The organism is Alishewanella tabrizica, assembly GCF_014652375.1.
Classification (GTDB): domain Bacteria; phylum Pseudomonadota; class Gammaproteobacteria; order Enterobacterales; family Alteromonadaceae; genus Alishewanella; species Alishewanella tabrizica.
In genome coordinates, this window is record NZ_BMYR01000004.1 from 70,352 (window position 1) to 94,756 (window position 24,405).

The following is a 24,405-nucleotide window of genomic DNA, read 5'->3' on the forward strand; positions in this document are numbered from 1 at the left end:
TCATGCATGCGGATCTGATTTCTCATGATGAGTTTGAACAGATACGGCGTTTTTTTCAGCATGAGTCGGGAATTGCTTTACCCGATACCAAGCGTAGTTTGGTATCGGGGCGATTAACGGGCCGCTTGCGGGCGTTAAAGTTAGGCAGTTTTGCAGAGTATTTGCACTTTATTTTGCAACCTGGGCAAGAGCTGGAAAAACAAATGGCGGTTGATTTACTGACCACCAATGAAACCTATTTTTACCGTGAACCAAAACACTTTACCTATTTGCAGGCGTTACTCGCAGAATGGTCTGGCGATAAAGCCCCGCTTATCTGGAGTGCGGCGTGTTCTTCGGGAGAAGAGCCCTATACTTTAGCCATGTTAATGGCTGAGGCTTTTGGCAGTCGTCCTTGGCAGATTTTAGCCAGCGATATTTCTACTCGGGTATTAGAAAGTGCTCGTACGGCACTTTACCCCCTTACTCGGGCCAAGGAATTACCGCAGCCGTTATTAAAAAAATATTGCTTAAAAGGCAAGGGCGAGTATGACGGCTATTTATTAATCGACGAAAAGTTGCAGCAACGAGTTCAATTTGCCCAACGTAACTTAATGGAACCACAGAGGCTTGACAGCAAAGTAGACATTATATTTTTACGTAACGTATTAATTTATTTTGATAATAAAACAAAGGCTGTGATTTTAAATAACCTATCACGATGTTTAAAGCCTGACGGCTTAATGTTTATTGGCCATTCAGAATCGCTTCATGGGATCAGTGATCAGTTTGTGTCGTTAAAACCAGCGTTATACCGTTTCACAGGGGGGCGCACATGAATAAGAATGTGTTTCTAAAACCGGGTGATTGGTTTTTTGGTAAAGGTGAAGGTAAGGTCAGTACCATATTAGGCTCCTGCGTCTCAATGGTACTCTGGCATCCCAAGCATCAGCTATTGGGGGTTAGTCATATTTTATTACCCAGCCGCCAGAGTGTTGTGCCGGGAAGTGGGGAATTGCCAGTGACTAAACCTGATCTTTCTGGCAGGTTTGCCGACGAATTAATTGATATTTTTAAGCTAGAAACCCCGCTTTTTCATGTAAATGCGGCGGGATTTACCGCGTGTTTAGTGGGCGGGGGCAATATGTTTCCGCACTCGCAAAACGCGCCCGCCATTGGCGAAAAGAATGTTGAAACATGTCGGCAGCTCTTAACCGCGTTAGCCATTCCAATTATTACTACCGATACTGGCGGCGCGATTTATCGACGCTTAACCGTGAACATCGCTACTGGGCAAATACATATTGAACGGTCTACGGTTAATCGCTTTGAATTACTGTTTGCTTAGGGGATCCTATGACGACTCACCGCATTAAAGTGATGATTGTGGACGATTCCGCAGTGGTCAGACAAACACTAGGCCAAATTGTCCAGTCTGATGGACAGTTAGAATTGGTTGGGGCACACAGCAATCCCTTGTTCGCAATGAAAGCCCTAGAGCAAGTGTGGCCAGATGTGTTGGTATTAGACGTCGAAATGCCCGGTATGGATGGCATCACGTTTTTAAAAACCTTGATGAAAACCAAACCATTACCTGTAATTATTTGTTCATCGCTCACTACCAAGGGGGCGGCCATGACCCTTGAAGCCATGGCGGCTGGCGCGGTTGAAATTATTGCCAAACCTACTGCAGGATTAAAAGCCCATTTACATTCTATTGGCAGTGAAATGTTAATCGCTATCAAAGCAGCGGCTAAAGCGAATATGAATCGGGTATTTCAGCGAACAATAGCAGATGAAAAAAACACATTAATTAAAACGGCTCAACAATTATTGCTCTCGACAGAAAATGTGGCAATGCAACAAACCACCGATCGTATTATTGCCTTGGGCACCTCAACGGGGGGAACACAAGTACTCGAATTTATTTGCCGAGCGTTACCCGTTACTGTGCCAGGTATTGTGGTGGTGCAACATATGCCAGAAGCCTTTACTCGTGCCTTTGCTGAGCGTTTAGATAAGTGTTCTGTTGTTACGGTAAAAGAGGCTGAGAATAACGAGCGCATCTTACCGGGGCATGTCTACATTGCCAATGGTGGCTTACATTTACAAATTCGTCGGCAAGGTGCCTATTACTACACCATGTTAAAAGATGGACCTGCGGTATCTCGGCATAAACCCTCGGTTAATGTGTTGTTTGATTCGGTTGCTAGCAGTGCGGGTAAAAATGCCATAGGCGTGATCTTAACGGGGATGGGTGATGATGGTGCGCGTGGCTTGTTAACGATGCGCCAAGCTGGGGCTGTCACATACGCGCAGGATGAGCACAGTTGTGTGGTTTACGGTATGCCTAAGGAAGCGGTGAAAGCGGGCGCAGTGCAGCACATTTTACCGCTCGATCAGATCGCAGAAGTATTAGCGGCTATTCGTGCTGCGTAACAACATAGCCCCGTAAGCACATCGCTTATGGGGCGTGGTCATGCGTTTATCATATTGTCAGCGGGTTAGAAAATATTTCTAGGCTTAACTTAAGGCGTTACCGTGTGAGACATTGTTGCTGATGGTACGGCAGCAATATTTTGCTTGGTATTTCGCTGTGGTTTTTTCGTTTGTTTTTTGGTTTCCAATAACTGTAATGCAACGCGAATATCAGCCGTGTAATATAACGATGCAAACCCCAAACGATTACGCCCTAAATTGTGAAACACCATGCCAAAGGCAATATCACCGGCACTAAATTGTTCATGATGTGCCGCAAAATAGGCCGCAGGTTTACTTAGCTCGCCATCAACTAAGAGCGATTTTACCCGGCTTGGACCGCCATGATAGGCCTGAATTAACACAAATCGATAAATTTGATCGCGTTTTTCTTCAGGTAAATGCCCAAACCGTGCCATAAACACTGGGTGCAACATTTTATGATTGCGTTCAAATAACCACAGCGCACAATCGACTTGGGCGATACGGTGTAAATGCTTATTGGCCGGAATGCCACATTCCTTTAAGACTTGCGGCATAAGCTGCAAAATCCCACGGGCATTGGCCTTTGATTTAGCTTCGCGTACGCCGCCACTTTCAATAATTAACATGCCGGCTAAGTCTGGGAGTAAACTAGGCGGTAATGTAATACGCTTTTGTTGGACACGACGGTTATATACCGTTTGCAACACCTCATGCAACGACGCTTGCTTTTTGGGCGTACCTACCGAAATGCCATTCCAATTGCCCGATAAACGGCCATCCGGATGCTCGCCTAAGTAACGCGAAATAGCCAAGGGTAAATTTACGTAAGGTTGATGACAGCGAATGGCAAAAGGATAGCCAATAGTATTGGCGTTGCCAGCAACCCATCCATGCACTCGACCTGTTTGGGCCATGCTCTGACGTGTTTGGTTAAGCTTGCGCTGTGTTTGCGGTGAATCAATGGCGTCTTCAATGTATTCTAAAAAATTACCGCGCATATCAAACAGAATATGCCGATCGCGCTCTGTGCAATGGCCGGATTGGGTGAGGATCCAACGTCGCACATTCATCACATTATCGTAGACACCCTGGCTTTCTGCATAGGCTTTAGTGCGCACTACATCGGTCCAGGTTTGAAACGCGCGGCCAGAGCTTTGCGCAACACTGGTGGTAGACACACTGGCTTGCGTTAAGCTACTGGGTGTGGCCTGCTGATTCGCTGATGAAGCAGACACGGCTGCACTTAGCATACACACTGGCAAAAGTAAGCTAGCAAATAGCGTGCAACGGTTTAGGCTACGCGTGGTTTTTTTCATGCCGGCTCCTTTTTATCAGTAAGAGTAATTGAGTGATGTGCTTGCCAAACGAGGCAAGAAACAGCTAAGACCTGAATGCTAGCTTAATGGCGACAAATAAACCAGAGGGAGTCGCGCGGTTTTTGGTGCTAAATTGCCAAGACAATCGGGGTGATAGGGTGTTCAATAGCCACGGTGTTAACAATGCGTATAGGGCGAGTATCGCTTTCCTGCGAAACAACAGACAAAGGTGCGGCGTCAGGTGTTGTTTCAGAGAGATGTAATACGGCAACAGCAATAATACTGCCTAAACAGGCGCCCGCAATAATATCGGTAGGATAATGCACACCTAGCAGTACGCGTGACAAACCAATGCCAGCGGCAAATAACAGAAAATATAAAGTATAGTCGGGGTAATAGGCCGCCATTAACCAAGCAAACATAAAGGCCGCCGTAGTATGGCCAGAGGGAAAACTAAATCGATCAGAGGGGCGAATGGCCGGCGTCCAGCTTAAATCTTCCGTGCTTTGTGGCCGCTCGCGTTGAATGGTGTTTTTTAAAATTAAATACACAGGTAATTCAATAGCAAAGGCCAGTAATAGATGATTAAACAGTGACTCACCTTGTTGCTTATCAAAATACCACAGTAGCAGTGCAATCATTAGGTATAAATGACCATCACCACAACGAGAGATCTGTAAGCTCAACTTTTTAACCGAGGGCAACTGACCAAACACATTCACCTGAAAAAATAAGCGCGTATCAAGTAACGTTAATTTCTGCAGTCTATTCATCAGTATTATCTCTGGCGAAATCTGTTTTTATTTAACGAGTCACGCATGACATTGCGATGAAAACCAGATGAAGAATTTATGACCGTTGGTAAACACGATTGGCATTTAACTTTTTCAATACTGTTTGGGGGAGCAAAGCACTCCGTTACATAGCAGTATAATGTAAGCCGTCAGAGGGCATTCGTTGCATTTCAGCAAGCCTTATTGATCCATAACAACGCTTAAATGGCATTTCTGTGACGTAATGCTATTGCTGGGAAAATTGTCCTGCCTGAATAATCGACACTGAATACCTAAACAGTATGGTGATATTTTAGAAACGCGTTATGCTTATTAGGGAAACATAATGGAGCGATACCTGCGTCAACAAATGGAGGCTATAAATGAGCGTGTTACAACGAGATTTGTTTTTAATTACTTTAGAATCGCAATTCCGCAATATTTTTTATACCAGCAAGAGCGGTAAAGACAATACCGAGCTGCGCTTGCGTGCCCAAGGCTTTATTCACGCCGGCGAATTATTACAGCTTTGTACCCGTCAAGATGTGCAGCAACGCATGGAAAAAGTATACCTCGAAATCTTCGGCGTCAGCATAAGCGAACGTAAACCCAGTGAGGCCATTAAACGGCAACACGCCATACTCAGCGGCGATTACGATTATTTTGACGAGCCAGCCTGGCTTAGGCAGCAAAAGTTTAAATAATGCATGGAGTATTGTGAGACATTATTTTAAGTTTATTTTAGGTATATACCCGCGGCCTCTGTTAGCTTCTCAATAATCTCTTGGCGTAATTCTGTAGGTGCTAACTAGTTGCTAACAATTCAATGGCGCGGGAGTGCGATAAGATCCACCATTGCAATTGCCAGCCATCGAACACCGTTGCGGTTAACTGATACCAGCTTTCAGACATGAGCGTTAACGTCATATCTGCAGCAATGGGGGCTTCGGTTAAAATGCGACTTAGATAAGGTGCTACCCGTGCTTCTAAGATAATGGGTTTACCGCTGCAAAGCACCCTGGGTGACATAGTCGGCTAGCACAAAACCGGGCGGGGTTTTCGCGTTGTTGGTGCTTAGCACACGCTCGGTAAAGCGGTGCTGGGTAAAACGACATATCCTGTCGCAACGCGTGCTTATACTGGTGACTATGCGGCGATATAGACTTGTCGTTTTCAAGTTGCACGAGTGTTGGCCGCCAGGAGACATCTTGAAATCAATTGTCTATAAAGCTGCGATAAAGCGCTTGATTTTGCAAAATTTAAGGCACCAATATTTAGATGCTTGGGAGAAAACATGAATAAAGCTGTAAGCAAAATAGTCATTATCAGTGGTGCGGGCATTAGCGCTGAAAGCGGCCTGGCGACCTTTCGTGATCCCGATGGTTTATGGCAGCAATATGATCTGGCAGACTTAGCCACCCCACAAGCTTTTACGCGTAACCCCGCCTTAGTGCATCGCTTTTATAATTCGCGGCGCATACAAGCCGCGAAAGCCCAGCCTAATGCTGCGCATTTAGCTATCGCCAAGTTAGAGCAAGCCTTTAACGTGGTGGTGGTAACGCAGAATGTCGATGATTTGCATGAGCGTGCAGGGTCGAGCAAGGTGCTGCATTTGCATGGCAAACTTAATGAAGCGCGCAGCAGCAAAAATCCAAACCTGATTGAAGTTATCGGAGAGCGCGAATTAAAAGTGGGCGAGCTCGCCGCAGATGGCACAGCCCTGCGCCCCAATATCGTTTGGTTTGGCGAAGAGGTGCCCGCCATGGAGCCTGCTATTAACGAGATCGAAAGTGCCGATAAAATTTTAGTTGTTGGCACTTCACTTCAAGTTTACCCCGCTGCGTCATTATTGTTTTATGCGCGAGAGAGTGCAGAAAAAGTGCTGGTTAACCTTGAAGCCACCGATAATGATGCTGGGTATCAATTTATAAAAGGCAAAGCCGCGACTGAAGTACCGAAGTTGGTGGAGCAGTGGTTAGCGGCTAATGCAGGATAATATTATGCACACACCTTCACCACGTATTTTAATCATAGGGGTAGGCAGCCTTGGGTGCGCAAACCCGATTAGAAGTTGCACTGGACCAGTTTGAGTTTTTGCATCAACACCTGAAAGCGCAATTGCCAGACAACACCTTAATACTGTCTGGCCTGCGCATTACCCCAGAGATCACGCAAGCAGAGCTTACTTTGCTTTTAACGGGTATCCAGCCAAGTTAAATAACTCGACTATAGGTGAGTATGATCGAAGAGCAAAAGGTTTGCCCACTTGCCTCAGCCTTGATTAGTCAGTGATAGTTTTAGAAAAAACTGTATCGAAACCTCGCTACTACAAAACCACTCGGGTAGCAGCAACAAATTACCTTGCCGTTGCACAGGCTCAAAAGTACCTTGCAGCATCACGCTAAGGCGTGCTTGCTTTACTTTTTCTGCTTGCTGCGCCGCAAGTTGCGCCAGCAGTTTTGCGTTGTCAGCCGCGCCATGAACAAACCAGCAGTTTTCATCTTCTGCCTGACTAATCACATAGTCTGTTAAAGGAGCGGTTTCTGGCAGGACCAAAAAGTTATCAATGCGTTCCAATGCAAATGTGTTCATGGCGTATCCTCGGCATGTTAAAAGCGCAGCATAACGACTCAGTGCGACAGCTTGTGTCGTAACCCAGTAATAATGATAAAAAGCTAGCTAATTACTGCGTTTTTGCTAAGAACCAAGGGGTAACGACCTAAATTGTCGTGGTGCCTTGCTAAACTTTCTTAACCCAAAACCTAATACAAAAGTTTTAGCTAAAGTGCTTGCCTAAATAAGTCGTTTTATGCCAATAATAGCTACAAAATTAGCAACCTGGACGCTGATAACCTATGCAAATAATGGACTTAGATCATAATGCGCTTAAAGCCTACCAACGCTTGCACCGCTTTAACACATCAAAAGCCGCACTTAATCTTACACTCGTCGCCAAGAACGTACCTGCAGCCCTGGCGCAAGTTTTTACAAGGCTTTACACCTTACGCAACCAAATTATCCATGGCGGCGCTACCTACAATAGCCAGGTTAACCGTGAACAACTCAAAGACGCCTGTAACCTGCTAAATAAGTTAATCCCCCTGATAATTGCGCTAATGATGAGCGCACCAGATCAGCTTTGGGGGGAGGGGTGTTATCCGGTTTTAATTTAATCTCTAAATTATCAACATAAAAAAGGAATACAAAATGCTTGTTGTTATAGAAGACCATGTCATACCTTCGCTTTTGACTTCTGCTATGGAAGCATATGAGTTTGAGCATAAAACTCACAGTCGCGGCAAAGGCAAAAGAAAATTAGAAACTTTTGGTTTGTTGTGGGGTTATGTCATACCCGAAAAAAATGGAAAACCAGCAAAAGTAGTTGCTACTAATGCAACTATTGAAACATCGGCTCTTCGTCATGAGGAATGGGTTAGACCAGAGCCAGAATCAATTCAGGCGAAAAAAGAACTAATTAACAGTTATTGGCCACATCTTGAATTAGTGGGGTCATTTCATTCACATCCATATGATGAATTAGATGATGTTATTTCAGCCAGAGGTTGGCAGTGCTCTGATGGCGATAGAAAATTTTTCCCGTGGTTCCATGAGGTGATTTGCCCAGAACAACCTAATATTGCTCATGTTATTGTGACAGTAACTCAGCTCAAAAAATCAAGTAAGGCAATAATTAATAGGATTGAAAGCAAAGAGGCCGATGGTATAAGTGTTTCAACAGGTTATAGAAAATTTTGGATAAATGCTTATGCGACACAGCAAGATATGGATTTAAATGATTTTTATTTAGCTGAAAATGTATCATTAGATGTATCTGCAATGCATAAACGTTTTTTAACATTTGACTAGAAAGAGCTTGTCATTTGCTACACAGTTTTGGGGTGAGGATGAGTGATATTTCCACTTGAAAAACGTTACTTAAACTGTGTTATTTGAGACAGTGCTAAAATCGTAATATCTTTAATTTTACTTTAGGTAAGACCAACGATATAGAGCATAATTTAGCGTAATTCAAAGCATAATCTGGTTGTTGGGTAGATATTAACTAGTGCTTCTGTAAAATAGTAAGGTTAAAACAACTTGCTAAGCAGTTTATACAAAAAGGTAGTACGCAATTGGAACAACAACTTACTCAACTTGGTTTTAAATTTGGCATTAACGGTGCGCATGCGGCGCGCAGCATGATGTTACAAGAGCTTACACAGCTGCTGCATGGCCGGCCGGCAGATGCCAGTAAGGAAGATTACAAACAAGATGTTGTAAGTTTTAACGTGCTACATAAAACCAGTGAAAATGCGCGTAAGTTAACCTTCAGCCATATGGTTGACCTATATGGCTTATCGTCTGATATTACGTTGTTTCGAGTGTTTCGCCAGTTATGGGAGCTGTCAGACGAGGCGCAGCCGTTACTCGCGCTGCAGTTGGCCTTAACACGGGATCCGCTTTTGCGGGGCAGTATGGCAGTTATATTGCCGCTGCAAACTGGCGAGTTATTAACCCGCGAGCAGATGGAGGCGCACTTAGCCGCGCCGGATCCGCATCGTTTTAGTGCCGCCTCACTGAAATCCTTTGCGCAAAATATTAATGGTAGCTGGACCCAGGCCGGCTTTTTAACCGGTAAAGCAAAAAAGTATCGTTCAGAGCCAGTAGTTACTTACGTTAATGTTGCTTTCGCACTGTATTTAGCCAGTTGTGAGGGCAGTTCAGGCCAGCGATTATTTACAAACGCCTGGTGCAAACTGCTCGGTCAAGACACAGTAACCTTATATGACTTAGCGCAACGCGCGTCACTACGCGGTGTTATTAACTTTAAACACGCCAGCGAAGTGGTCGAAGTTACCTTTCCAAACTTAAAGTAAAACAAGGATCGCATCGATGACAGATCGTCTTAGTAAATTACTGCAAAGCTACGCCAGCCATATTAGCATCCCTTGGAGCCAGGTGATCTCTGCTGAAGAACGGGCGATTTTTGTGGTATACCACAAAGAAGATGAACTAAAGCTGCGCGCACGCTTACCTGAGTTTGAAGAGGTAACCCGTCAAGCCGGGCACCCCTGGATTAATTTGGAACTCACCAATGCCTTCCCTGAATGGATGGCCAAGCAAGACTATAGTGAAGCGTATTTTGAAGATCCGGAGTTTCTCGAGGGTAGCTATGGCTACTTTGCTGAGGAACTAGTATCTAAGCTTACCGAGCAATACCGAAAGCTCCAAACCGGTGATAGTGTTGTAGCCTTAGTTGGCTGTGGTACCTTATTTGGCTTTGCATCAGTGTCTACACTAGTTAGAGAATTAGCAACTCATATTCAGGGGCGCCTGGTGGTGTTTTTCCCTGGGGAACATTACGACAATACCTACCGTTTACTTGATGCCAAAGATGGCTGGGGTTACCAGGCCGTTGCTATATCCGCAATTTGATAAAGGATTAGATAAATGCTTAACCGTGACATTTACTTGAACGATCCCCTAGAAAAAAATTAGTCAACAATGGTGTTGCAAAAGTCACCGATGACATTTCTGAAGCTTCTCTGGAAACACTACAATACGAATTAAAAACCTTCGTGTGCGATGGTGCCTACCATAGAGGTTTAAAACAAATCCTCAGTAACTTTGTTTCAAACGTAAAGGCTAAGCAAGAACAGCCAGGTGTTTGGATCAGTGGATTCTTTGGCTCGGGTAAATCGCATTTAGCAAAAATGCTTCATGCACTCTGGGAAAACCAACAATTTATAGATGGCAGTGATGCTCGTGGTATTGCCGATCTGCCAGAAGACATTTCTGGTCTACTGGCACAGCTAACAGAATTGGGACAAAGCCAAAGTGGTTTGCATGCTGCTTCTGGCACGATGGGGGCGGCTGACAAAGGTCATGTCAGACTTGCAATTCTTGGCATCGTATTAAAATCGGTTGGTCTGCCAGAGAAATATCATCTAGCCCGTTTTGTGATGTGGTTAAAAACTCACGGTGCTCTGGCTCCTATGCAGCAGTTTATCGCGCAGAATATTAAAGCTGCTAGTGGTGAGGATGTTTGGGTTAAAGAGCTACGTAACCTGCATGTGTCACCCCTTATGGCCAAAGCCTTGCTGCATGTTATGCCTGGCTTGGCAAGTGATGAAAAAGAAGTGCGCGAAATGCTTCGCGCTCAATACAAAATTGTTACCGACGTATCAAACGACGAAATGGTCGAAGCTATAGTCGATGCCTTGGCTGTGGATGGCACCATGCCACTCACTCTCATAGTGCTAGATGAAGTGCAGCAATATATTGGTAACGATGTGCAACGAGCTTATGATTTACAAGAGACAATAGAGACCTGTTGTAAAGACAGCCGGTTTAAATCTAAGTTGCTTTTCGTGGCGACAGGTCAAAGCGCAATTTCTGGCACGCCCAATTTAATGCGTTTAATGGGGCGCTTTCCAGTACAAGTTCAATTAGAAGATACTGACGTTGATTCAGTTATTCGCAAAGTTATTCTTCAGAAAAAAGAAAGCGCCAGGTCGGCTATAGAACAGGTAGTGCAGGACAACTTAGGCGAAATTTCCCGCCATTTGCGTGGCAGCACAATCGAGCACAATAAAGACGACGAAAACTGGATGGTGGCTGATTACCCCTTACTGCCCGTGCGTCGACGTTTTTGGGAGCGCATATTACCTGCCGTCGATAAGACTGGGACAGGCTCTCAATTACGAAACCAATTACGATTAGTACACGAGGCTACTCGTGAGACAGCAGAACAATCGTTAGGTGCTATTGTTCCAGCCGATTTCATATACGAAAGAATCGCAACCACACTCGTCCAAACCGGCGTGATCAGTAAAGAAATTTATGAAGACATCAGCCGCTTAAAAGGCGGTAATAGTGAGCAAGTGCTGCAAGGTCGCATTTTGTCGCTGATTTTACTGATCAGCAAACTGCCATCTGATATTGATTACGGCATTGCAACTAACGCTGATACGCTTACCGATTTACTGCTAACCGACCTACAACAAGGTAAGCACGAGCTGCGCGCCCTGGTACCGAAAATGCTCAGCCAGTTAGAGGCTGATGGCTTGGTAATGAGCATGCAAACCAGTAGCGGCGAAGAATACCGCTTGCAGACAATCGAAAGCCAGCAATGGTACGACATGTTCCGCCAGCAAGAGGCCGAACTACGCAGCAACCCAACTAAGTTAGAAACCTACCGCAGTAATGAAATTCAAGGCTTTATTAAAAAGCAGGCAGCCATGGTGCGCCTTACACAGGGTACAGTAGCTGAAGGGCGCCAACTATATTTAGAGTTTGGTAATGAACTACCCGCTGACAGTGAGAAAAAAATCTATGCCTGGGTGCCTGATGTTACTGAAAAAGCTTTTGCCGATCTGGCTCGCGGTGCCAGCCCAGAGCAAGCAACTATCTTTGTGTTTGTGCCTACCTCGCACCGTTCAACGCTGATCGATGCCATTGTTACCGCCAAGGCAGCAGAAACTACATTGGATGTGCGTGGCGTAGCCAACACCGATGCCGGCAAAGAAGCCCGCGCGGCAATGGAATATCGTTTACGCGAAGCCGAGCGCACTAAGAAAACCATTTTAAGCGAGCTATTTAGCCAAATTCAGGTCAATTTAGCCGGTGGTGCCGATGTCGCAGGCGACAGCCTTACCGAACAGCTGCAAAAAGCAGCCGAAACCGCCTGCTTACGCTTATACCGCGAGTTTAACCAGGCCGACCATAAAGGCTGGGCTACCGTATATAACCGCGCCAGCAAAGAAGGTGGCGAAAACGCCCTAGAAGCAGTGGGCCACCATGATGAAGCTGATAAACAACCCGTATGTGCCCTGATTAAACGCTACATTGGTTTAGTAAGAACCGGTGCCGAAATACGTGACCACTTTAACCAAGCGCCTTACGGTTGGCCGCGTGATGCTATCGATGGTGCACTATATGCCATGCTCGCAGCCGGCGTGTTAAAAGCCAGTGACGCTCAAGAGCGCGCGGTGGATGCGAAAAACTTAGATCGCAATAAGCTAACCCAGCATAAATTCCGCCCGGAAAATATCACTGTAACCAATGTTGAGCTAATTAAAGTACGTAGCTTAATTAACAGCATTTCCGATCTTAACTGCACCGCAAAAGAAGAAGTCAGCAAGTTGCCGTTGGCACTGCAGCAGTTAAAGCAACTTGCCCGTACAGCCGGTGGTGATGCCCCCTTACCACCACCGCCGCAGCTTGCCGCATTACACGAGCTAGAAATACTCTCTGGTAATGCCCAGCTTAAAGCTGCCTACGAAAAACGCGATGCGATAGAAGCCGCTGCCGAGGCCTGGCGTAATCAAGCCTTATTGGTAAAAGAGCGTCGCGCCCGCTGGGACGACTTGCAGCAAGCTATGCATTATTGCAAAGATCTGGCAGTGTACGACAGCCTGCATACCGAGCAGCATGCCATTCTGCAAAACCGCAGCTTGCTGGCGCAACCTGATCCGGTAGAACCGCTACTGAAAAAAGCCATTATGGCACTGCGTGATTTAATCACTGCCCATATCGGCCGCTATGAAACGGAATACCACAGCTGTATGCGCGTACTAGAGCAAGATCCAGACTGGCAGCGTTTAAGCCCAGATCGCCAGCAAACACTGCTACAGCAAGCCAACCTGGCTGCTATGCCTAAGGTAGATTTATCTGGCCAACCTGCGGTACTAGACGCCATTAATGATACGCCAATTCAAACTTGGAACGACCGTATCGCCGCGCTACCAGGCCGTTTTGAAAATGTGCGCAAAAAAGCGGTAAGCGAAATGCAGCCTAAGGTACAGCATTTATCGATTAAAAAGCCGGTGCTTAAAAACGAAGCCGAGCTAATGGCCTGGCTGCAAGAAATAGAGCAACAAATTAAAGCCGAGCTTGCCAAAGGGCCGGTCGCCCCTAACTAACAACACGGCACGCAGCTCTGCGCTATAGCAGGGCTGCGTTTAACCCTATTTGTAAAGTGCCACAATAAAACGTAGCACCAGGAGATAAAGATGCGCGCCGCCTTAGATAAAAGCCTACGCAGCCAATTAGAAAAAACCGTACAAAAAGCCCGTGATATAGTCGAAACCGCAGTCAGCGAAGTGCTTGAGCGTTTAGGTATTGCCGATAGCACTGCCCCGAGCTATTTAACCGATGATGAGCGCAAGCTACGTAACCGCTTGCGCGCCCATGGCCGCCAGCTAGGGGATGTATTGCAAGACGGTAGTCAAACAACAGAACTGCTGTTAAACGAAATGGCCTACGAGCACTGGCACCGTATGCTATTTGCCCGCTTTTTAGAGCAAAACCACCTGTTAATGTACGATCCACAAACCCCGGTAACCATTGACGAGTGTAATGAACTGGCCGCAGATGAAGGCTTTAGCGATGGCTGGCAGCTTGCTGCCAAGCTGGCAGAAAAAATGCTGCCGCAAATCTTTAAAACCGGCTCACCGGTGTTTGATGTCAAACTACCCATTAACCATATTCGTGCTTTAGAGCAACTGATTAGCAGCTTACACCCTGATACTTTTCAAGCGTCTGACTCTTTAGGCTGGTGTTATCAGTTTTGGCAAAGTAAGCGCAAAGATGAGGTTAATGCCTCTGGTGTATTAATTGGCGCACAAGAGCTTAGCCCGGTAACCCAGCTCTTTACCGAGCCCTATATGGTCAGCTTTTTGCTTGATAACGCCTTAGGCGCATGGTGGGCCAAGCGCCGCTTAAGCCAGGACGATTTAACCCAAGCACCCAGCGAGCAACATTTACGCGAACTGGCTGCTATTGACGGTGTACCGCTAACGTATCTGCGTTTTGTAAAAGTAGACAAAGATGGCAGCGCTCCAGGCCAAGAGCAATGGCAACCTGCTGCCGGTTGGTTTGATGCCTGGCCAACAGAGCTTAAAGATTTAAAAACGTTAGACCCTTGCTGTGGCTCGGGCCACTTTTTAGTAGCACTGTTTTTAATGCTGGTACCCATTCGCATGCAGCTTGAAGGTTTAACCGCGCGTGAGGCAGCCGATGCCGTACTGCGCGATAACTTGCACGGGCTAGAGCTAGATTTACGCTGTGTCGATATCGCTGCCTTTGCTGTGGCTCTAGAGGCATGGCGCTATCCTAATTCCGGTGGCTACCGGCCATTGCCGCAATTACAAATTGCTTGCAGCGGGCTAGATGTAACGGCTGCCAGCAAAAACTGGCAGAAAATTGCCAACGGTAACCCTGAGCTTACCGCTGCCATGCAGTGGTTTAGCCGCACCTTTAAAGAAGCACCAGTTCTAGGCAGCTTAATTGACCCAACCACCAGCTACTACGAAGGCAAAAAAGAAGGCAAACCGGCCCCTTGGCAGCTGCTATTAAATGCGCAGCAACAAACTACTGATGAAGAGGCCTTTGAAGCCCAGGTTACCGCCCAGGACTTAGCACTGGCGGCTAAATTACTGGCTAGCCAATACCATTTTGTTGCGACTAATGTGCCGTATTTGGCGCGCGGTAAGCAGTGCCAAGAGCTAAAAGATTTTTGTGAAAACTTTTACCCGGAAGCCAAACCCGATCTAGCTACAGTGTTTTTAGAACGCTGCTTAGGCTTTAGCCCCAAAGGCGGCACCTCTAGCATAGTACTGCCGCAAAACTGGTTGTTTTTAACCAGCTACCGTAAGTTCCGTGAGAAGCTGCTTAAAGAGGATACCTGGAACCTGATCGCTCGCTTAGGCGCCAAGGGTTTTCAGACACCTATGTGGGACTTTAATGTGCAGTTAATAATCTTAAGTTCACAAACGCCATCTGTAATCAATAAAATTTGCAGTGTTGATGTATCGGGATTAAATAATCCCGCAGATAAATCAGCGAGCTTAAGTGAATATTCTTTATATTTAAATGAACAGCATGAGCAGCTTAATAATCCTGATGCACGAGTAACGATGGATAGCAATAAAGGATTGAAGTTTCTTAGCGAGTATGCAAGCTCATTTGTTGGAGTGCAAACAGGTGATTCTCAGCGTTTTATATTCTCCTATTGGGAAATTAGTAATTTCTCAAGATGGGAATTTACGAACATGACCGTTTCAAACGTAGCTTTTTATGACGGTCTCTCTAAAATAATGCGCTGGGGCACAGCAGGTGAAGAGCTAAAGGTTAGTGCTGGAGTTAGAATTCAGGGTACTCAAGCGTTCAATAAAAAAGGTGTACTCATAAGCTCTATGGGGAAATTATCTCCAGCATTATATTTGGGTGTTAAATTTGATAATAATGCCGCAGTTCTTTCGCCAACAAATGCAGAGGATCTATCTGCTATATGGTCATTTTGTGCTTCAGATCAGTATAGAGAAGAAATAAGAAAAATTGACCAAAAAATTAATGTTACAAATGCTACTTTGGTCAAAGTACCTTTTGATTTAGAACATTGGAAATCTGTAGCCCATGGGTATTACCCTGAAGGATTGCCCAAACCATATTCAAGTGATCCAACCCAATGGATATTCCACGGCCACCCATGCGGCTCAGTAATCTGGGACGAAGCCACCAAATGGACTGCTGTAGCCCCACGCCGTATTGATGACACCGTGCTACAAGTCGCGATTGCCCGTTTACTCGGCTACCAATGGCCAGCCGAGCTTGACCCAGATATGGAGTTGGCTGAGGAAATGCGTTATTGGCTTAAGGAAAATAGCGTATTCGATAGCTTAGTGGATGATGATGGTATTGTTTGTATTCCATCGGTACGCGGTGAAAAGCCTGCCGCTGACCGGGTAGAAGCTATTTTAGAGAAAGCCTATGCTGAAGAGTGGTCGGCCAATACTTTACAAAAATTGTTAGAGGCTGTGGGCAGCACCAGCTTAATGCAGTACCTGCGCGATAAGTTTTTTGAGCAGCACTGCAAAATCTTCCAAAACCGACCTTTTATCTGGCAAATTTGGGATGGCTTGAAGGATGGCTTCTCGGTGCTGGTGAATTACCATAAACTCGATTACAAAGGCTTAGAGCGGCTAATTTACACCTACCTTGGCGATTGGATCCGCACCCAAGAACATGGCGTAAAAGAAGGCCTGGACGGTGCCGATATTCGCCTGACAGCAGCCAAAAACCTGGAGCAGCGCTTAAAAGCCATCTTAGAAGGCGAAAAAGGCCTGGATATCTTTGTGCGCTGGAAGCCGCTGCACGAGCAACCAATTGGCTGGAACCCGGACTTAAACGACGGCGTGCGGCTTAATATTCGCCCCTTTATGAAAGTGGCCGATGTCGGCAAAAAAGGCGCCGGTGTGCTACGCATTGCACCGAAAATTGACTGGAAAAAAGATCGCGGTACCGATGTACCCAGCGCACCTTGGTATCACTTAGGCCTAGAGTACGGTGGCAAAGAAGGTGACAGGATAAACGACCATCATCTAAGCCTGGCCGAAAAGCAGGCAGCGCGTGCTGAGCAAGGAAATGCTTAATGTACGTTAAACACCTAAGTCTGAAAAACATGCGCGGTTTAAAGGAAGTCGATTTAACCTTTAAACCTGGCGTAAACCTGCTGGTTGGCCCCAATAGCGTGGGGAAATCGACAGTGTTAGACGCGCTGCGAATTATGTTGTCAGCTCTAACCTATCGTGTTGCAGGTGAATATCGAAAAACCAAACGTTTTACCAACAGAGATATTTTTAGGAATTTTGAATCTGATCCTTTGCATGTTGAAATCCAGCTCGAATGGAACAAAAAGCTTTATAAATGGCATGTTGATGCATTTCGCTCTTCTGCCTCAGAAGCTGTAAATCAAACCTCAGATTATTCAGCCTTTAATAAACTGAACTTGCGCAAGCTCCAAAAAAATAAACCGAATAAAGGGATGCTTTGGACACAGGACAACCCTCTGCCTTTGGCGTTGTATTACAGTGTGAATCGTGCACTAAAAACTGACAATAATAAGCCTCAGTTATCGGTAACTAAGATCCGCTTGGATGAACTCAGTGCATTTGATAATGCTCTGGAATCAACGGGAGTAGATTTTAAGCAACTTGAGCGTTGGTTTGCGTATCGTTACCAATTTATTAAGAAGCTCTTTCCTGAAAAAGAACCGCTCTTAGATGATCTGCAATTGAAAGCTGTATCTGAAGCAGTGGAGTCATTTCTGCCTGATTTGTCGAACTTACATTATAGCGAGGCAGAAAAAGAGCTAATGATTGATAAAAATGGCGAACGTTTCAGCGTCAATCAACTATCTGATGGTGAATTAAGTTTGTTGGCATTGGTGGCAGACATAGCGCGCCGTTTGGCTATTGCTAATTCATTTAATGCCCAGCCACTGACCCAACCATCAGTAGTTATGGTTGATGAAATTGACCTGCATTTACACCCTGCCTGGCAGCGTCAGATTGTTGGTCTATTTGAAAAAACTTTTCCTAATGTGCAGTTTATCTTTACTACTCATAGCCCGCAGATCTTAAGCCACGTTAAGCCGGAGGCGATTTGGCTATTTCAGCGTAATGATAAAGGTGAGGTTGAACCCTATCAGCCTGATACCTCATTCGGTATGGATTCGAGCAGTATTCTTAAATTGCTATTTGAGGTGCCAGAGCGAGAGGCCAGCACTGACGCGCAACTGAAGAAACTGGTGAAATTGGTCGACCGTGATGAACTGGAGCAAGCAAAAAAATTAATCTCAGAGCTAAAACAAACATGCGGTGAAATTGACCTAATTCAACGGATGAGCGCTGTAATTTGGCGCAAGGAAGTATTGGCAGGGAAAGATGCTACAGATTCATAAGCAAGCAGAGCCTGAAGAAGTTATTGCTTGGAAAGCTCTGGAAAATGAGGATTGGCAGCCCAGTTATGCTAATTTAGCTGGTGCCCCCCGTAAAGCATTACGAAAAGCATTGGTGCTCGAGCAAGGTGGCGTTTGTTGTTATTGCAATAGAGCCATTGCTGGTCCTTTGAATGCTATTGAGGAGGGCGAATTTCATATTGAACATTTGCAACCACAAAGCATCTTTCCCAGCTTAGAGCTAAGTTATCAAAATTTGCATGCTAGCTGTTTTAAAAGTGAATCCGTAAAGGGCCCAAAGCATTGTGGGCCTGCGAAGGGTAATTGGTTCGATGGACATCTTTTGTTATCACCGATGCAAGATTTAACAGAAAGGTTTAAGTATCTTGATGATGGTACAATTGAAGCAATGGATAATGACGAACCTGCTCGTGTGATGATTGTGAAGTTAAAACTGGACTCTGAAAAATTAAACGAGGCTAGATTTGATGAGCTTGTCGGTGTTATGACACCAGAATTTATCAAAACAGCGACTAGGGCTGAATTTGAAAAAGTTTATCGAGCTTGTTTTACCCGAACTAATGGTCTTTATAAACCATTTGCTGTCGCAATAGCACAGAATCTTAAAACATTTTTAGATAGATTTCCTTAAAGGGATTACCGCATTAAATGCAAATTATTGAATACTTGGTAAAACAACTACGCGAAAGCGCGGCTTACAACCAAGCTAGCCAAGTGGCGCCAGCAGCCATTTTATGGACTGACGAAGCCAAACAGTGGCAGACGGCTATGCCGGTTATTAAACAGTTTTTACCTGAGCTGGTAGAGCTTGGCGACTATAACCTGGCGACACGCACAGGGCCTGCGATTTGGCTTAAGTGTGCCATTGCTTGCGTATTAGACGAGCTGACAATGCCGCAGGGTTTAACCCCGATTGTGTACTTGCCCGGCGTTTGCCGCAAAGATTTACGTGCCATAGAGCATTGTCCGGACTTTTTAAAGCCTTTAGCAGAGCTGCAGTACCGTGGAGCATGGTGGGCGTATAACACTGCCGGCCGGGATTGGACAGTGGCATCGTTTTTAACCAATCAGCGCGTGGGTTTAAACCTGGACCTGGCGAAAGACAATGCAACCCAAGACGCGATGCTAAGTGTATTACCTGAGCTATTAGAAGCACAGGTAACGGCACTGAGTAACCGACGGTTAGAGGCTGCTGATTTTCAAGCCTTAGTGATGGCCGATCCGGTAAAAGATATTTTGGCATGGTTAAATGAACCTGCGGAAAAGCAGCGGCTATTTAGCGCTAACCAGTGGCAGATTTTTAGTGATCTCTGCCAACAGCAATATAGTTTTTTACCAGAGCAAGGCAATATCAACACAGTACTGCACCAGCTTTGTAATGCAGATGGGGCATGGCAGGCCGTATGGCAACGCTTTTGTGATACTGCCCATAACCTGCCGAAATTAGTTGAGCAGTTAGAAACTATTGCACCACAGGATTTAGCAGCACCGGTGGAGCGCTATTTGGCGGTTAACTTGGCAGAAGAACAAGAGTTGGCTAAACAGCTTGCCGGTTTTTCTAACCTGGATGCAAACTCTGCCAGAACTAAAATTATTCAGCTACAGCAAACGCATGCTAGCCGTTTAGATTGGGTGTGGGCCAAATTAGGCTTTGCCCGTTGGGCGCAAACGTTAAGCGAGTTAGCCAAAGTGGCTGAGCTGACAGATATTGCCTTTAGTGGCTTTAGCCCGCTAGCGATGGCAGAGCATTACCAAACCACCTATTGGCAGGCCGATGCCGCAGCCTTGGCTGCGATGGCGTTGGCAGATACGCCTACTGCGCAAGATACGGTGGCTCAGGTATTGGATGTTATTTATACACCCTGGTTAGAACAAGTAACCAATAATTTTCAGCAGTTAGTTTCCAGCCAAGGCTATCCCGGCGATGACGGCATCCAAGAAGCAAAAGCGACTTACCAGGTGAAAAGCCAAGTGGTATTTTTTGTCGACGGCCTGCGGTTTGATACTGGTCAGCGATTATTGTCATTGTTGGCCGCCAAAGGTCTGAATGGCCGCTTAAAACCCAGTTGGGCTGCGCTGCCGTCCCTTACTGCAACCGCTAAAGCAGCAGTAACGCCAATTTCTGAGCTATTAACCGGAAGGCAAGACAATGCTGATTTCATTCCGGCATTGGCCGAGCAAGATGTGGACTTTAGTTCGTACCAGTTTAAAAAAGTGCTTAAAGAGCATGGCTGGCAGTATTTGGAAGGGTTAGATACCGGCGAAACAACCGGCTTAGCCTGGCTACAAGTGGGTGACTTGGATAATTTGGGGCATGAAATGCAGCGTAAACTACCGCTGTATATTGAGCCGGTGCTGCAAGAGATCGTTGCCCGGGTGCAAGGTTTACTGGATGCCGGTTGGCAGCATGTTCGTATTGTTACCGATCACGGTTGGTTATGGGCACCCAGCAAATTACCGACCGAAAATATGCCTGAGCATATAGTAAAAAAACGGCTGGCTCGCTGCGCTATTTTAAAGGATAACGTAGATGTGGGTTACCTAAAATGCCAGTGGTACTGGAATAAAAACGTGACCCTAGCCATGGCGCGAGGCATTCAGCTATTTCGCGGCGGTGATCACTACAACCACGGCGGCTTAAGCTTGCAAGAGTGTTTAACACCCGTGTTAGAGATATCAAAATAATTAAAGGATGTTCTAGGGATGGCGTCAGTGAATTTACTGCCAATAGCGGCGATAGATGATATTGATTTTTCTGCTGTATTTGGCCGCGACGTAGCAGAGCTCTACACAGAGGCTGCAAAATTTCAGCACAGTTTACCTGAGTTTTCCTTGCTGCGAATGCGACAGGTAGTTGAGGCGCTGTGTATGGCACTGGCTGAGCATGTTGAATTAGCTTTGCCTGATAACCCCAATCTTTATCAGCTTATTGTCGACTTAAAAGATAGTGGCAAGTTTAAAAAAGCTATTGCAGATGACTTGCATTTTGTGCGCATTGAAGCGAATAAATATGTGCATAAAGAATCACAAAAGTCAGCCAGAAAAGAGAACAAAGCTACAAATACCTCTGCTGCTCTTCATGAAGCCACACAGCAATGCCGTGATGCTTTGTGCCGTATTTTGGTTGATTTTGCTCGTGCAATTAAAGGTGAAGTATACGCCTCAGTTTTGCAGCAGCGCCAGTTTTCAACACTGACTCATCAAGACTTAATTGCCATAGCGACAACCTCGCTAAAACCAAAAGATAAGTTTTTAGCTGGTGTGGCAACCGATGCACTTACGCAAGAATTTCTGAATAGTGTGCCTAATCTAGTTGCAACTGAGCAGCAAAAGTTTCACTATTGGTCATTACTGCGCTTGTCTGCAACCTGGTATCTTGCCGCCATAGAGCTCGATGCGGAGCTAGACCAGATAGCTTTTTCACATCATGCAGACCCAAACCAATCTGAAAAGTTGATCTTTAGCCGCAGTAAGCCTGAATACCTTTTTCGCTTTGCTGACGTAGTTGTACACGGTGATATTGGTGATGACTGGAGAGCAAAAGGTATGTTAGCGCTTCAAGCTGCCGTGGCTAAGGGAGATGCTGCCTCCAAGGCGTTGTTGGGGGGCTTGCTATACTTTGAAGAGAAGTTTGATCTAGCGCTAAAACTATTGTTGGAAGCCGATGCTGCGGGCGAACTACGAGCGCTTAAAGTGTTATTTTGGTATTACGCCGAAGGTAAGGCATGCCAGCCGGATTTGGTTAAAGCTAGACAATATTTAGACCGTGGTGTTGAGCGTGGTTTTATACCCGCGATTGCTTTGCTAGGCCGTAGTTTGTACGAAGGTGAATACTTAGAAAAGGACGAGGATAAAGGCAGGGAATACCTAGAGCTAGCTGTTCAGTCAGGAGATCGTAATTCTGCTCTAGTATTGGAGAAGGATAATCTAGTAAGTTTTATGCAGCAGCAGTTTCAAGTTCATTCTGCTGCGTTAGTAGCAGAGCTCAAACGAGCTACTAAAGTGCATAAAAAAGGCAAAAACCCCTATTCGGAAGTTAAAACAATAACTAAGAAGCCCAAAGTAGGCGTTAACGAGCCATGCCCTTGTGGCTCAGGCAAGAAGTATAAAAAATGTCATGGTAACGCAGCTAAAGCAGCAAAAACGCTTACTCAGAAGTTTGGGCTTTAAATACTTAAGGTAATTGAAAGCTTTTTGAAGCATCAGCATTTTTTTACTACTGAAATTTAATTGTTGAGGGATGGGATGGATTCTGAAACTTCTATAAAAAATGGTATTTTCTGGGATGCTGTTCGTTTGGGTGATATCGCTACTTTCAAACAGCAGTTAGTCGAATTACCGGACTTGGTAAATGCGGTTCACCCTGAAGAAAAACTATCAGCTTTTGAAATGGCACTTGCTTCAGGTTTTGTGGCTTTCGCTGAAACGTTATTGGAATACAGTGAATTTAATTTAAATCATGAGATGCACAACCCGCTTCGAGTTGCAGTTGAACTAGGTTTTATTGAATTGGCTGAGCGCTTGCTGCATAAGGGAGCTTTGCCAAATTATCGCCCAAGAGGCATGAACAGTGCTTTGTTACTTTGCCTAGAAAAGGAATATTACGACCTTGCTGAATTGATGATCGCCAAAGGGGCCGAAGTAAATATTCGAAATGACAAGGGGTGGACGCCATTAATTTGGGCTGCTGTAAACGGCAGAAATAACGCTGTCGAATTTCTATTACGCCATAATGCTCTTATCCACATTTGTAATAATGATGGCTGGAACGCAATTACAGGGGCCTTTTTTAAACGACAAACAAAGACTGTCGAGCTATTAAAGGATCATGGCGCGGTTTTCTCAGAACGATTTAAACAGCTGGTTTTGCTGAGTAGCCTGGAAGCCGGCGATGTTGATCTTTTTATCGAGTTGGTTGAGGAAGGTTGCCAAGTCGATATTGAGGATAGTAACGGCGAGTCTTTATTGGCCAAGGCTGTAATTAAAGGTGATGAGCGCTTAATCAAGTTACTCATAACCAAGTGTTCAAATCTAAATGTACAAGATAGAGAAGGGAATTCAGTTTTAAGCCTTTTGGCTAAAAATGGCCAGTTAGAACTTGTTAAAATGGCTGTTGAACAAGGTGCGGATATTAACTTTAAATCTAAAAATAAGACGACCGCATTACTAACGGCTTTTCGCTTTAATCAACTGAGTACGGCTGAGCTCTTACTTCAACAAGGTGCAGCTGTTAATGCTTGTGACAGTGATAGCAATACCGCGCTGATGTATACAGCTTATTTAGGCAGTTTGGATGGCGTTGAATTGTTATTAGAGTATAAAGCTAACGCGCAATTAACAAACAATAAAGGACTTACAGCAAAGCAAATTGCCCTGCAACGCGCGCCATTATTTGGCAAAACCAATGTGCTCGATAATTCTGCCTTCAAAGACATCGCAGAGTTTTTAACGCTATCAGGTCATTTTGTTGATGATAGAGCCTAGTAATGTTTTTGATGCTGTAAGGCGAGGGTATTCTGAACTTAGTTTTGCGTCAGAAGAGCAGATTCTTAATCATTTTGCGGCAGTTGAAACTGAATCAATGGTTGGGCATGCTTCAAACATCAAGGGTATTTTATTTGAGCAGCAGGTAAGTAACCATTTAAATGATGCGGGTGTTGAATCAACACTTTTCGAAGCCACTAATCATCCTGATGCTGATATTTTGATTGAAATCGATGGTTACTTGCCCTTGGAGCTTCAGTTAAAAGCAACCGATAGCGTTTCATATATTAATCAGACATTGGCAGATAATCCGGATATAGCAATTATTACTACCAGTGAATTAGCTGACAGAGTTGATAGTGAGATGGTGTTAGATTCTGGAATTGCAAATGCCGAATTGGATGAGATCGTATATGAATCACTTTTCACACAAGAGCTTGCTAACTTGGCAAACCCTGGCAGCATTGTAGATCCGATTTCTGGTATTGCAAACTTTGGCGCTGACTTTCATAACCTATCAGATAATAGTTTTCTGGAAGAGGGGCTTGCTGAAGCGGTCACTGAAATGGCGCTACCCATTTCCCCTCTTGGTGTTGTGTTAGGTTTCTTTGGTATACCCTTTGTTTGA

General features: G+C 45.2%; 22 protein-coding genes. 18 read left to right on the forward strand and 4 right to left on the reverse strand.

Annotated features, from left to right (window positions below):
* Window positions 1–2 precede the first annotated feature (2 nt).
* The 3 genes from IE070_RS05755 to IE070_RS05765 are packed head-to-tail and all read left to right on the forward strand — an operon-like array spanning window position 3 to window position 2,418.
* Window positions 3–818 carry a CheR family methyltransferase gene (locus IE070_RS05755; protein WP_189481383.1) on the forward strand — a complete coding sequence of 272 codons (816 nt, stop codon included), beginning with the start codon at window positions 3–5 and terminating at the stop codon, window positions 816–818.
* Complete coding sequence (locus IE070_RS05760) at window positions 815–1,327, forward strand: chemotaxis protein CheD (protein ID WP_189481385.1); 513 nt, start codon at window positions 815–817, stop codon at window positions 1,325–1,327. The genes IE070_RS05755 and IE070_RS05760 overlap by 4 nt, the downstream gene beginning before the upstream one ends.
* A gap of 8 nt (window positions 1,328–1,335) precedes the next feature.
* Window positions 1,336–2,418 carry a protein-glutamate methylesterase/protein-glutamine glutaminase gene (locus IE070_RS05765; RefSeq protein ID WP_189481386.1) on the forward strand — a complete coding sequence of 361 codons (1,083 nt, stop codon included), beginning with the start codon at window positions 1,336–1,338 and terminating at the stop codon, window positions 2,416–2,418.
* Window positions 2,419–2,507: 89 nt separating this feature from the next.
* On the opposite strand, the gene IE070_RS05770 is transcribed toward IE070_RS05765, so the two are convergent.
* Window positions 2,508–3,758 (reverse strand): transglycosylase SLT domain-containing protein, encoded by a 1,251-nt coding sequence (locus tag IE070_RS05770; protein ID WP_229796945.1) that lies wholly within the window; start codon window positions 3,756–3,758, stop codon window positions 2,508–2,510.
* Window positions 3,759–3,886: 128 nt separating this feature from the next.
* The gene (locus tag IE070_RS05775; protein ID WP_189481387.1) at window positions 3,887–4,531 is read right to left on the reverse strand and encodes a phosphatase PAP2 family protein; all 645 of its coding nucleotides are present in this window, start codon (window positions 4,529–4,531) and stop codon (window positions 3,887–3,889) included.
* A gap of 383 nt (window positions 4,532–4,914) precedes the next feature.
* On the opposite strand from IE070_RS05775, the gene IE070_RS05780 reads away from it, so the two are divergent.
* Complete coding sequence (locus IE070_RS05780) at window positions 4,915–5,235, forward strand: hypothetical protein (protein ID WP_189481389.1); 321 nt, start codon at window positions 4,915–4,917, stop codon at window positions 5,233–5,235.
* Between the two features lie 100 nt (window positions 5,236–5,335).
* On the opposite strand, the gene IE070_RS05785 is transcribed toward IE070_RS05780, so the two are convergent.
* Window positions 5,336–5,560, reverse strand: a complete 225-nt coding sequence (locus tag IE070_RS05785) for a WYL domain-containing protein (RefSeq protein WP_189481392.1) — start codon at window positions 5,558–5,560, stop codon at window positions 5,336–5,338.
* A 265-nt stretch (window positions 5,561–5,825) separates the two neighbouring features.
* Between IE070_RS05785 and IE070_RS05790 the strand changes: the two genes are divergently transcribed.
* Both IE070_RS05790 and IE070_RS05795 read left to right on the forward strand, forming a co-directional pair.
* Complete coding sequence (locus IE070_RS05790; RefSeq protein ID WP_189481394.1) at window positions 5,826–6,527, forward strand: SIR2 family NAD-dependent protein deacylase; 702 nt, start codon at window positions 5,826–5,828, stop codon at window positions 6,525–6,527.
* A gap of 50 nt (window positions 6,528–6,577) precedes the next feature.
* Window positions 6,578–6,748 carry a hypothetical protein gene (locus IE070_RS05795; protein ID WP_189481396.1) on the forward strand — a complete coding sequence of 57 codons (171 nt, stop codon included), beginning with the start codon at window positions 6,578–6,580 and terminating at the stop codon, window positions 6,746–6,748.
* 54 nt (window positions 6,749–6,802) lie between these two features.
* Here IE070_RS05795 and IE070_RS05800 read toward each other — a convergent pair whose 3' ends face one another.
* Complete coding sequence (locus tag IE070_RS05800) at window positions 6,803–7,123, reverse strand: hypothetical protein (RefSeq protein ID WP_189481398.1); 321 nt, start codon at window positions 7,121–7,123, stop codon at window positions 6,803–6,805.
* Window positions 7,124–7,386: 263 nt separating this feature from the next.
* Between IE070_RS05800 and IE070_RS05805 the strand changes: the two genes are divergently transcribed.
* The 12 genes from IE070_RS05805 (at window position 7,387) to IE070_RS05860 (ending at window position 24,405) form a co-directional block, all read left to right on the forward strand.
* On the forward strand, window positions 7,387–7,704 hold the full coding sequence (locus tag IE070_RS05805; protein WP_229796946.1) for a hypothetical protein: 318 nt from the start codon (window positions 7,387–7,389) through the stop codon (window positions 7,702–7,704).
* A 34-nt stretch (window positions 7,705–7,738) separates the two neighbouring features.
* Entirely contained in the window at window positions 7,739–8,398 is a 660-nt protein-coding gene (locus IE070_RS05810; RefSeq protein ID WP_189481400.1) for a hypothetical protein, read from the forward strand.
* A 266-nt stretch (window positions 8,399–8,664) separates the two neighbouring features.
* Window positions 8,665–9,408, forward strand: a complete 744-nt coding sequence (locus tag IE070_RS05815) for a hypothetical protein (RefSeq protein ID WP_189481402.1) — start codon at window positions 8,665–8,667, stop codon at window positions 9,406–9,408.
* Window positions 9,409–9,424: 16 nt separating this feature from the next.
* A complete protein-coding gene (locus tag IE070_RS05820; RefSeq protein ID WP_189481404.1) occupies window positions 9,425–9,967 on the forward strand; it encodes a BREX protein BrxB domain-containing protein in 543 nt (180 codons plus the stop codon).
* Window positions 9,968–10,077: 110 nt separating this feature from the next.
* A complete protein-coding gene (gene brxC / locus IE070_RS05825; protein ID WP_229796961.1) occupies window positions 10,078–13,455 on the forward strand; it encodes a BREX system P-loop protein BrxC in 3,378 nt (1,125 codons plus the stop codon).
* Window positions 13,456–13,545: 90 nt separating this feature from the next.
* Complete coding sequence (locus IE070_RS05830) at window positions 13,546–16,965, forward strand: Eco57I restriction-modification methylase domain-containing protein (RefSeq protein WP_189481406.1); 3,420 nt, start codon at window positions 13,546–13,548, stop codon at window positions 16,963–16,965.
* Window positions 16,965–18,275 carry an AAA family ATPase gene (locus tag IE070_RS05835; protein ID WP_189481408.1) on the forward strand — a complete coding sequence of 437 codons (1,311 nt, stop codon included), beginning with the start codon at window positions 16,965–16,967 and terminating at the stop codon, window positions 18,273–18,275. The genes IE070_RS05830 and IE070_RS05835 overlap by 1 nt, the downstream gene beginning before the upstream one ends.
* Window positions 18,259–18,924, forward strand: a complete 666-nt coding sequence (locus IE070_RS05840) for a retron system putative HNH endonuclease (protein ID WP_189481410.1) — start codon at window positions 18,259–18,261, stop codon at window positions 18,922–18,924. Before IE070_RS05835 ends, IE070_RS05840 begins: the two co-directional genes overlap by 17 nt.
* Window positions 18,925–18,941: 17 nt before the next feature.
* Complete coding sequence (gene pglZ / locus IE070_RS05845) at window positions 18,942–20,978, forward strand: BREX-1 system phosphatase PglZ type B (RefSeq protein ID WP_189481412.1); 2,037 nt, start codon at window positions 18,942–18,944, stop codon at window positions 20,976–20,978.
* A 183-nt stretch (window positions 20,979–21,161) separates the two neighbouring features.
* On the forward strand, window positions 21,162–22,463 hold the full coding sequence (locus IE070_RS16580; protein ID WP_229796947.1) for an SEC-C metal-binding domain-containing protein: 1,302 nt from the start codon (window positions 21,162–21,164) through the stop codon (window positions 22,461–22,463).
* Between the two features lie 75 nt (window positions 22,464–22,538).
* Window positions 22,539–23,777 (forward strand): ankyrin repeat domain-containing protein, encoded by a 1,239-nt coding sequence (locus IE070_RS05855; RefSeq protein WP_189481414.1) that lies wholly within the window; start codon window positions 22,539–22,541, stop codon window positions 23,775–23,777.
* Window positions 23,764–24,405 carry a hypothetical protein gene (locus IE070_RS05860; protein ID WP_189481416.1) on the forward strand — a complete coding sequence of 214 codons (642 nt, stop codon included), beginning with the start codon at window positions 23,764–23,766 and terminating at the stop codon, window positions 24,403–24,405. The genes IE070_RS05855 and IE070_RS05860 overlap by 14 nt, the downstream gene beginning before the upstream one ends.

Coding starts and splice junctions, on each gene's coding strand:
- IE070_RS05755 (WP_189481383.1), top strand. CDS start 3: ATGCATGCGGATCTGATTTCTCATGATGAGTTTGAACAGATACGGCGT.
- IE070_RS05760 (WP_189481385.1), top strand. CDS start 815: ATGAATAAGAATGTGTTTCTAAAACCGGGTGATTGGTTTTTTGGTAAA.
- IE070_RS05765 (WP_189481386.1), top strand. CDS start 1,336: ATGACGACTCACCGCATTAAAGTGATGATTGTGGACGATTCCGCAGTG.
- IE070_RS05770 (WP_229796945.1), bottom strand. CDS start 3,758: ATGAAAAAAACCACGCGTAGCCTAAACCGTTGCACGCTATTTGCTAGC.
- IE070_RS05775 (WP_189481387.1), bottom strand. CDS start 4,531: ATGAATAGACTGCAGAAATTAACGTTACTTGATACGCGCTTATTTTTT.
- IE070_RS05780 (WP_189481389.1), top strand. CDS start 4,915: ATGAGCGTGTTACAACGAGATTTGTTTTTAATTACTTTAGAATCGCAA.
- IE070_RS05785 (WP_189481392.1), bottom strand. CDS start 5,560: ATGTCACCCAGGGTGCTTTGCAGCGGTAAACCCATTATCTTAGAAGCA.
- IE070_RS05790 (WP_189481394.1), top strand. CDS start 5,826: ATGAATAAAGCTGTAAGCAAAATAGTCATTATCAGTGGTGCGGGCATT.
- IE070_RS05800 (WP_189481398.1), bottom strand. CDS start 7,123: ATGAACACATTTGCATTGGAACGCATTGATAACTTTTTGGTCCTGCCA.
- IE070_RS05805 (WP_229796946.1), top strand. CDS start 7,387: ATGCAAATAATGGACTTAGATCATAATGCGCTTAAAGCCTACCAACGC.
- IE070_RS05810 (WP_189481400.1), top strand. CDS start 7,739: ATGCTTGTTGTTATAGAAGACCATGTCATACCTTCGCTTTTGACTTCT.
- IE070_RS05820 (WP_189481404.1), top strand. CDS start 9,425: ATGACAGATCGTCTTAGTAAATTACTGCAAAGCTACGCCAGCCATATT.
- IE070_RS05830 (WP_189481406.1), top strand. CDS start 13,546: ATGCGCGCCGCCTTAGATAAAAGCCTACGCAGCCAATTAGAAAAAACC.
- IE070_RS05835 (WP_189481408.1), top strand. CDS start 16,965: ATGTACGTTAAACACCTAAGTCTGAAAAACATGCGCGGTTTAAAGGAA.
- IE070_RS05840 (WP_189481410.1), top strand. CDS start 18,259: ATGCTACAGATTCATAAGCAAGCAGAGCCTGAAGAAGTTATTGCTTGG.
- pglZ (WP_189481412.1), top strand. CDS start 18,942: ATGCAAATTATTGAATACTTGGTAAAACAACTACGCGAAAGCGCGGCT.
- IE070_RS16580 (WP_229796947.1), top strand. CDS start 21,162: ATGGCACTGGCTGAGCATGTTGAATTAGCTTTGCCTGATAACCCCAAT.
- IE070_RS05855 (WP_189481414.1), top strand. CDS start 22,539: ATGGATTCTGAAACTTCTATAAAAAATGGTATTTTCTGGGATGCTGTT.
- IE070_RS05860 (WP_189481416.1), top strand. CDS start 23,764: ATGATAGAGCCTAGTAATGTTTTTGATGCTGTAAGGCGAGGGTATTCT.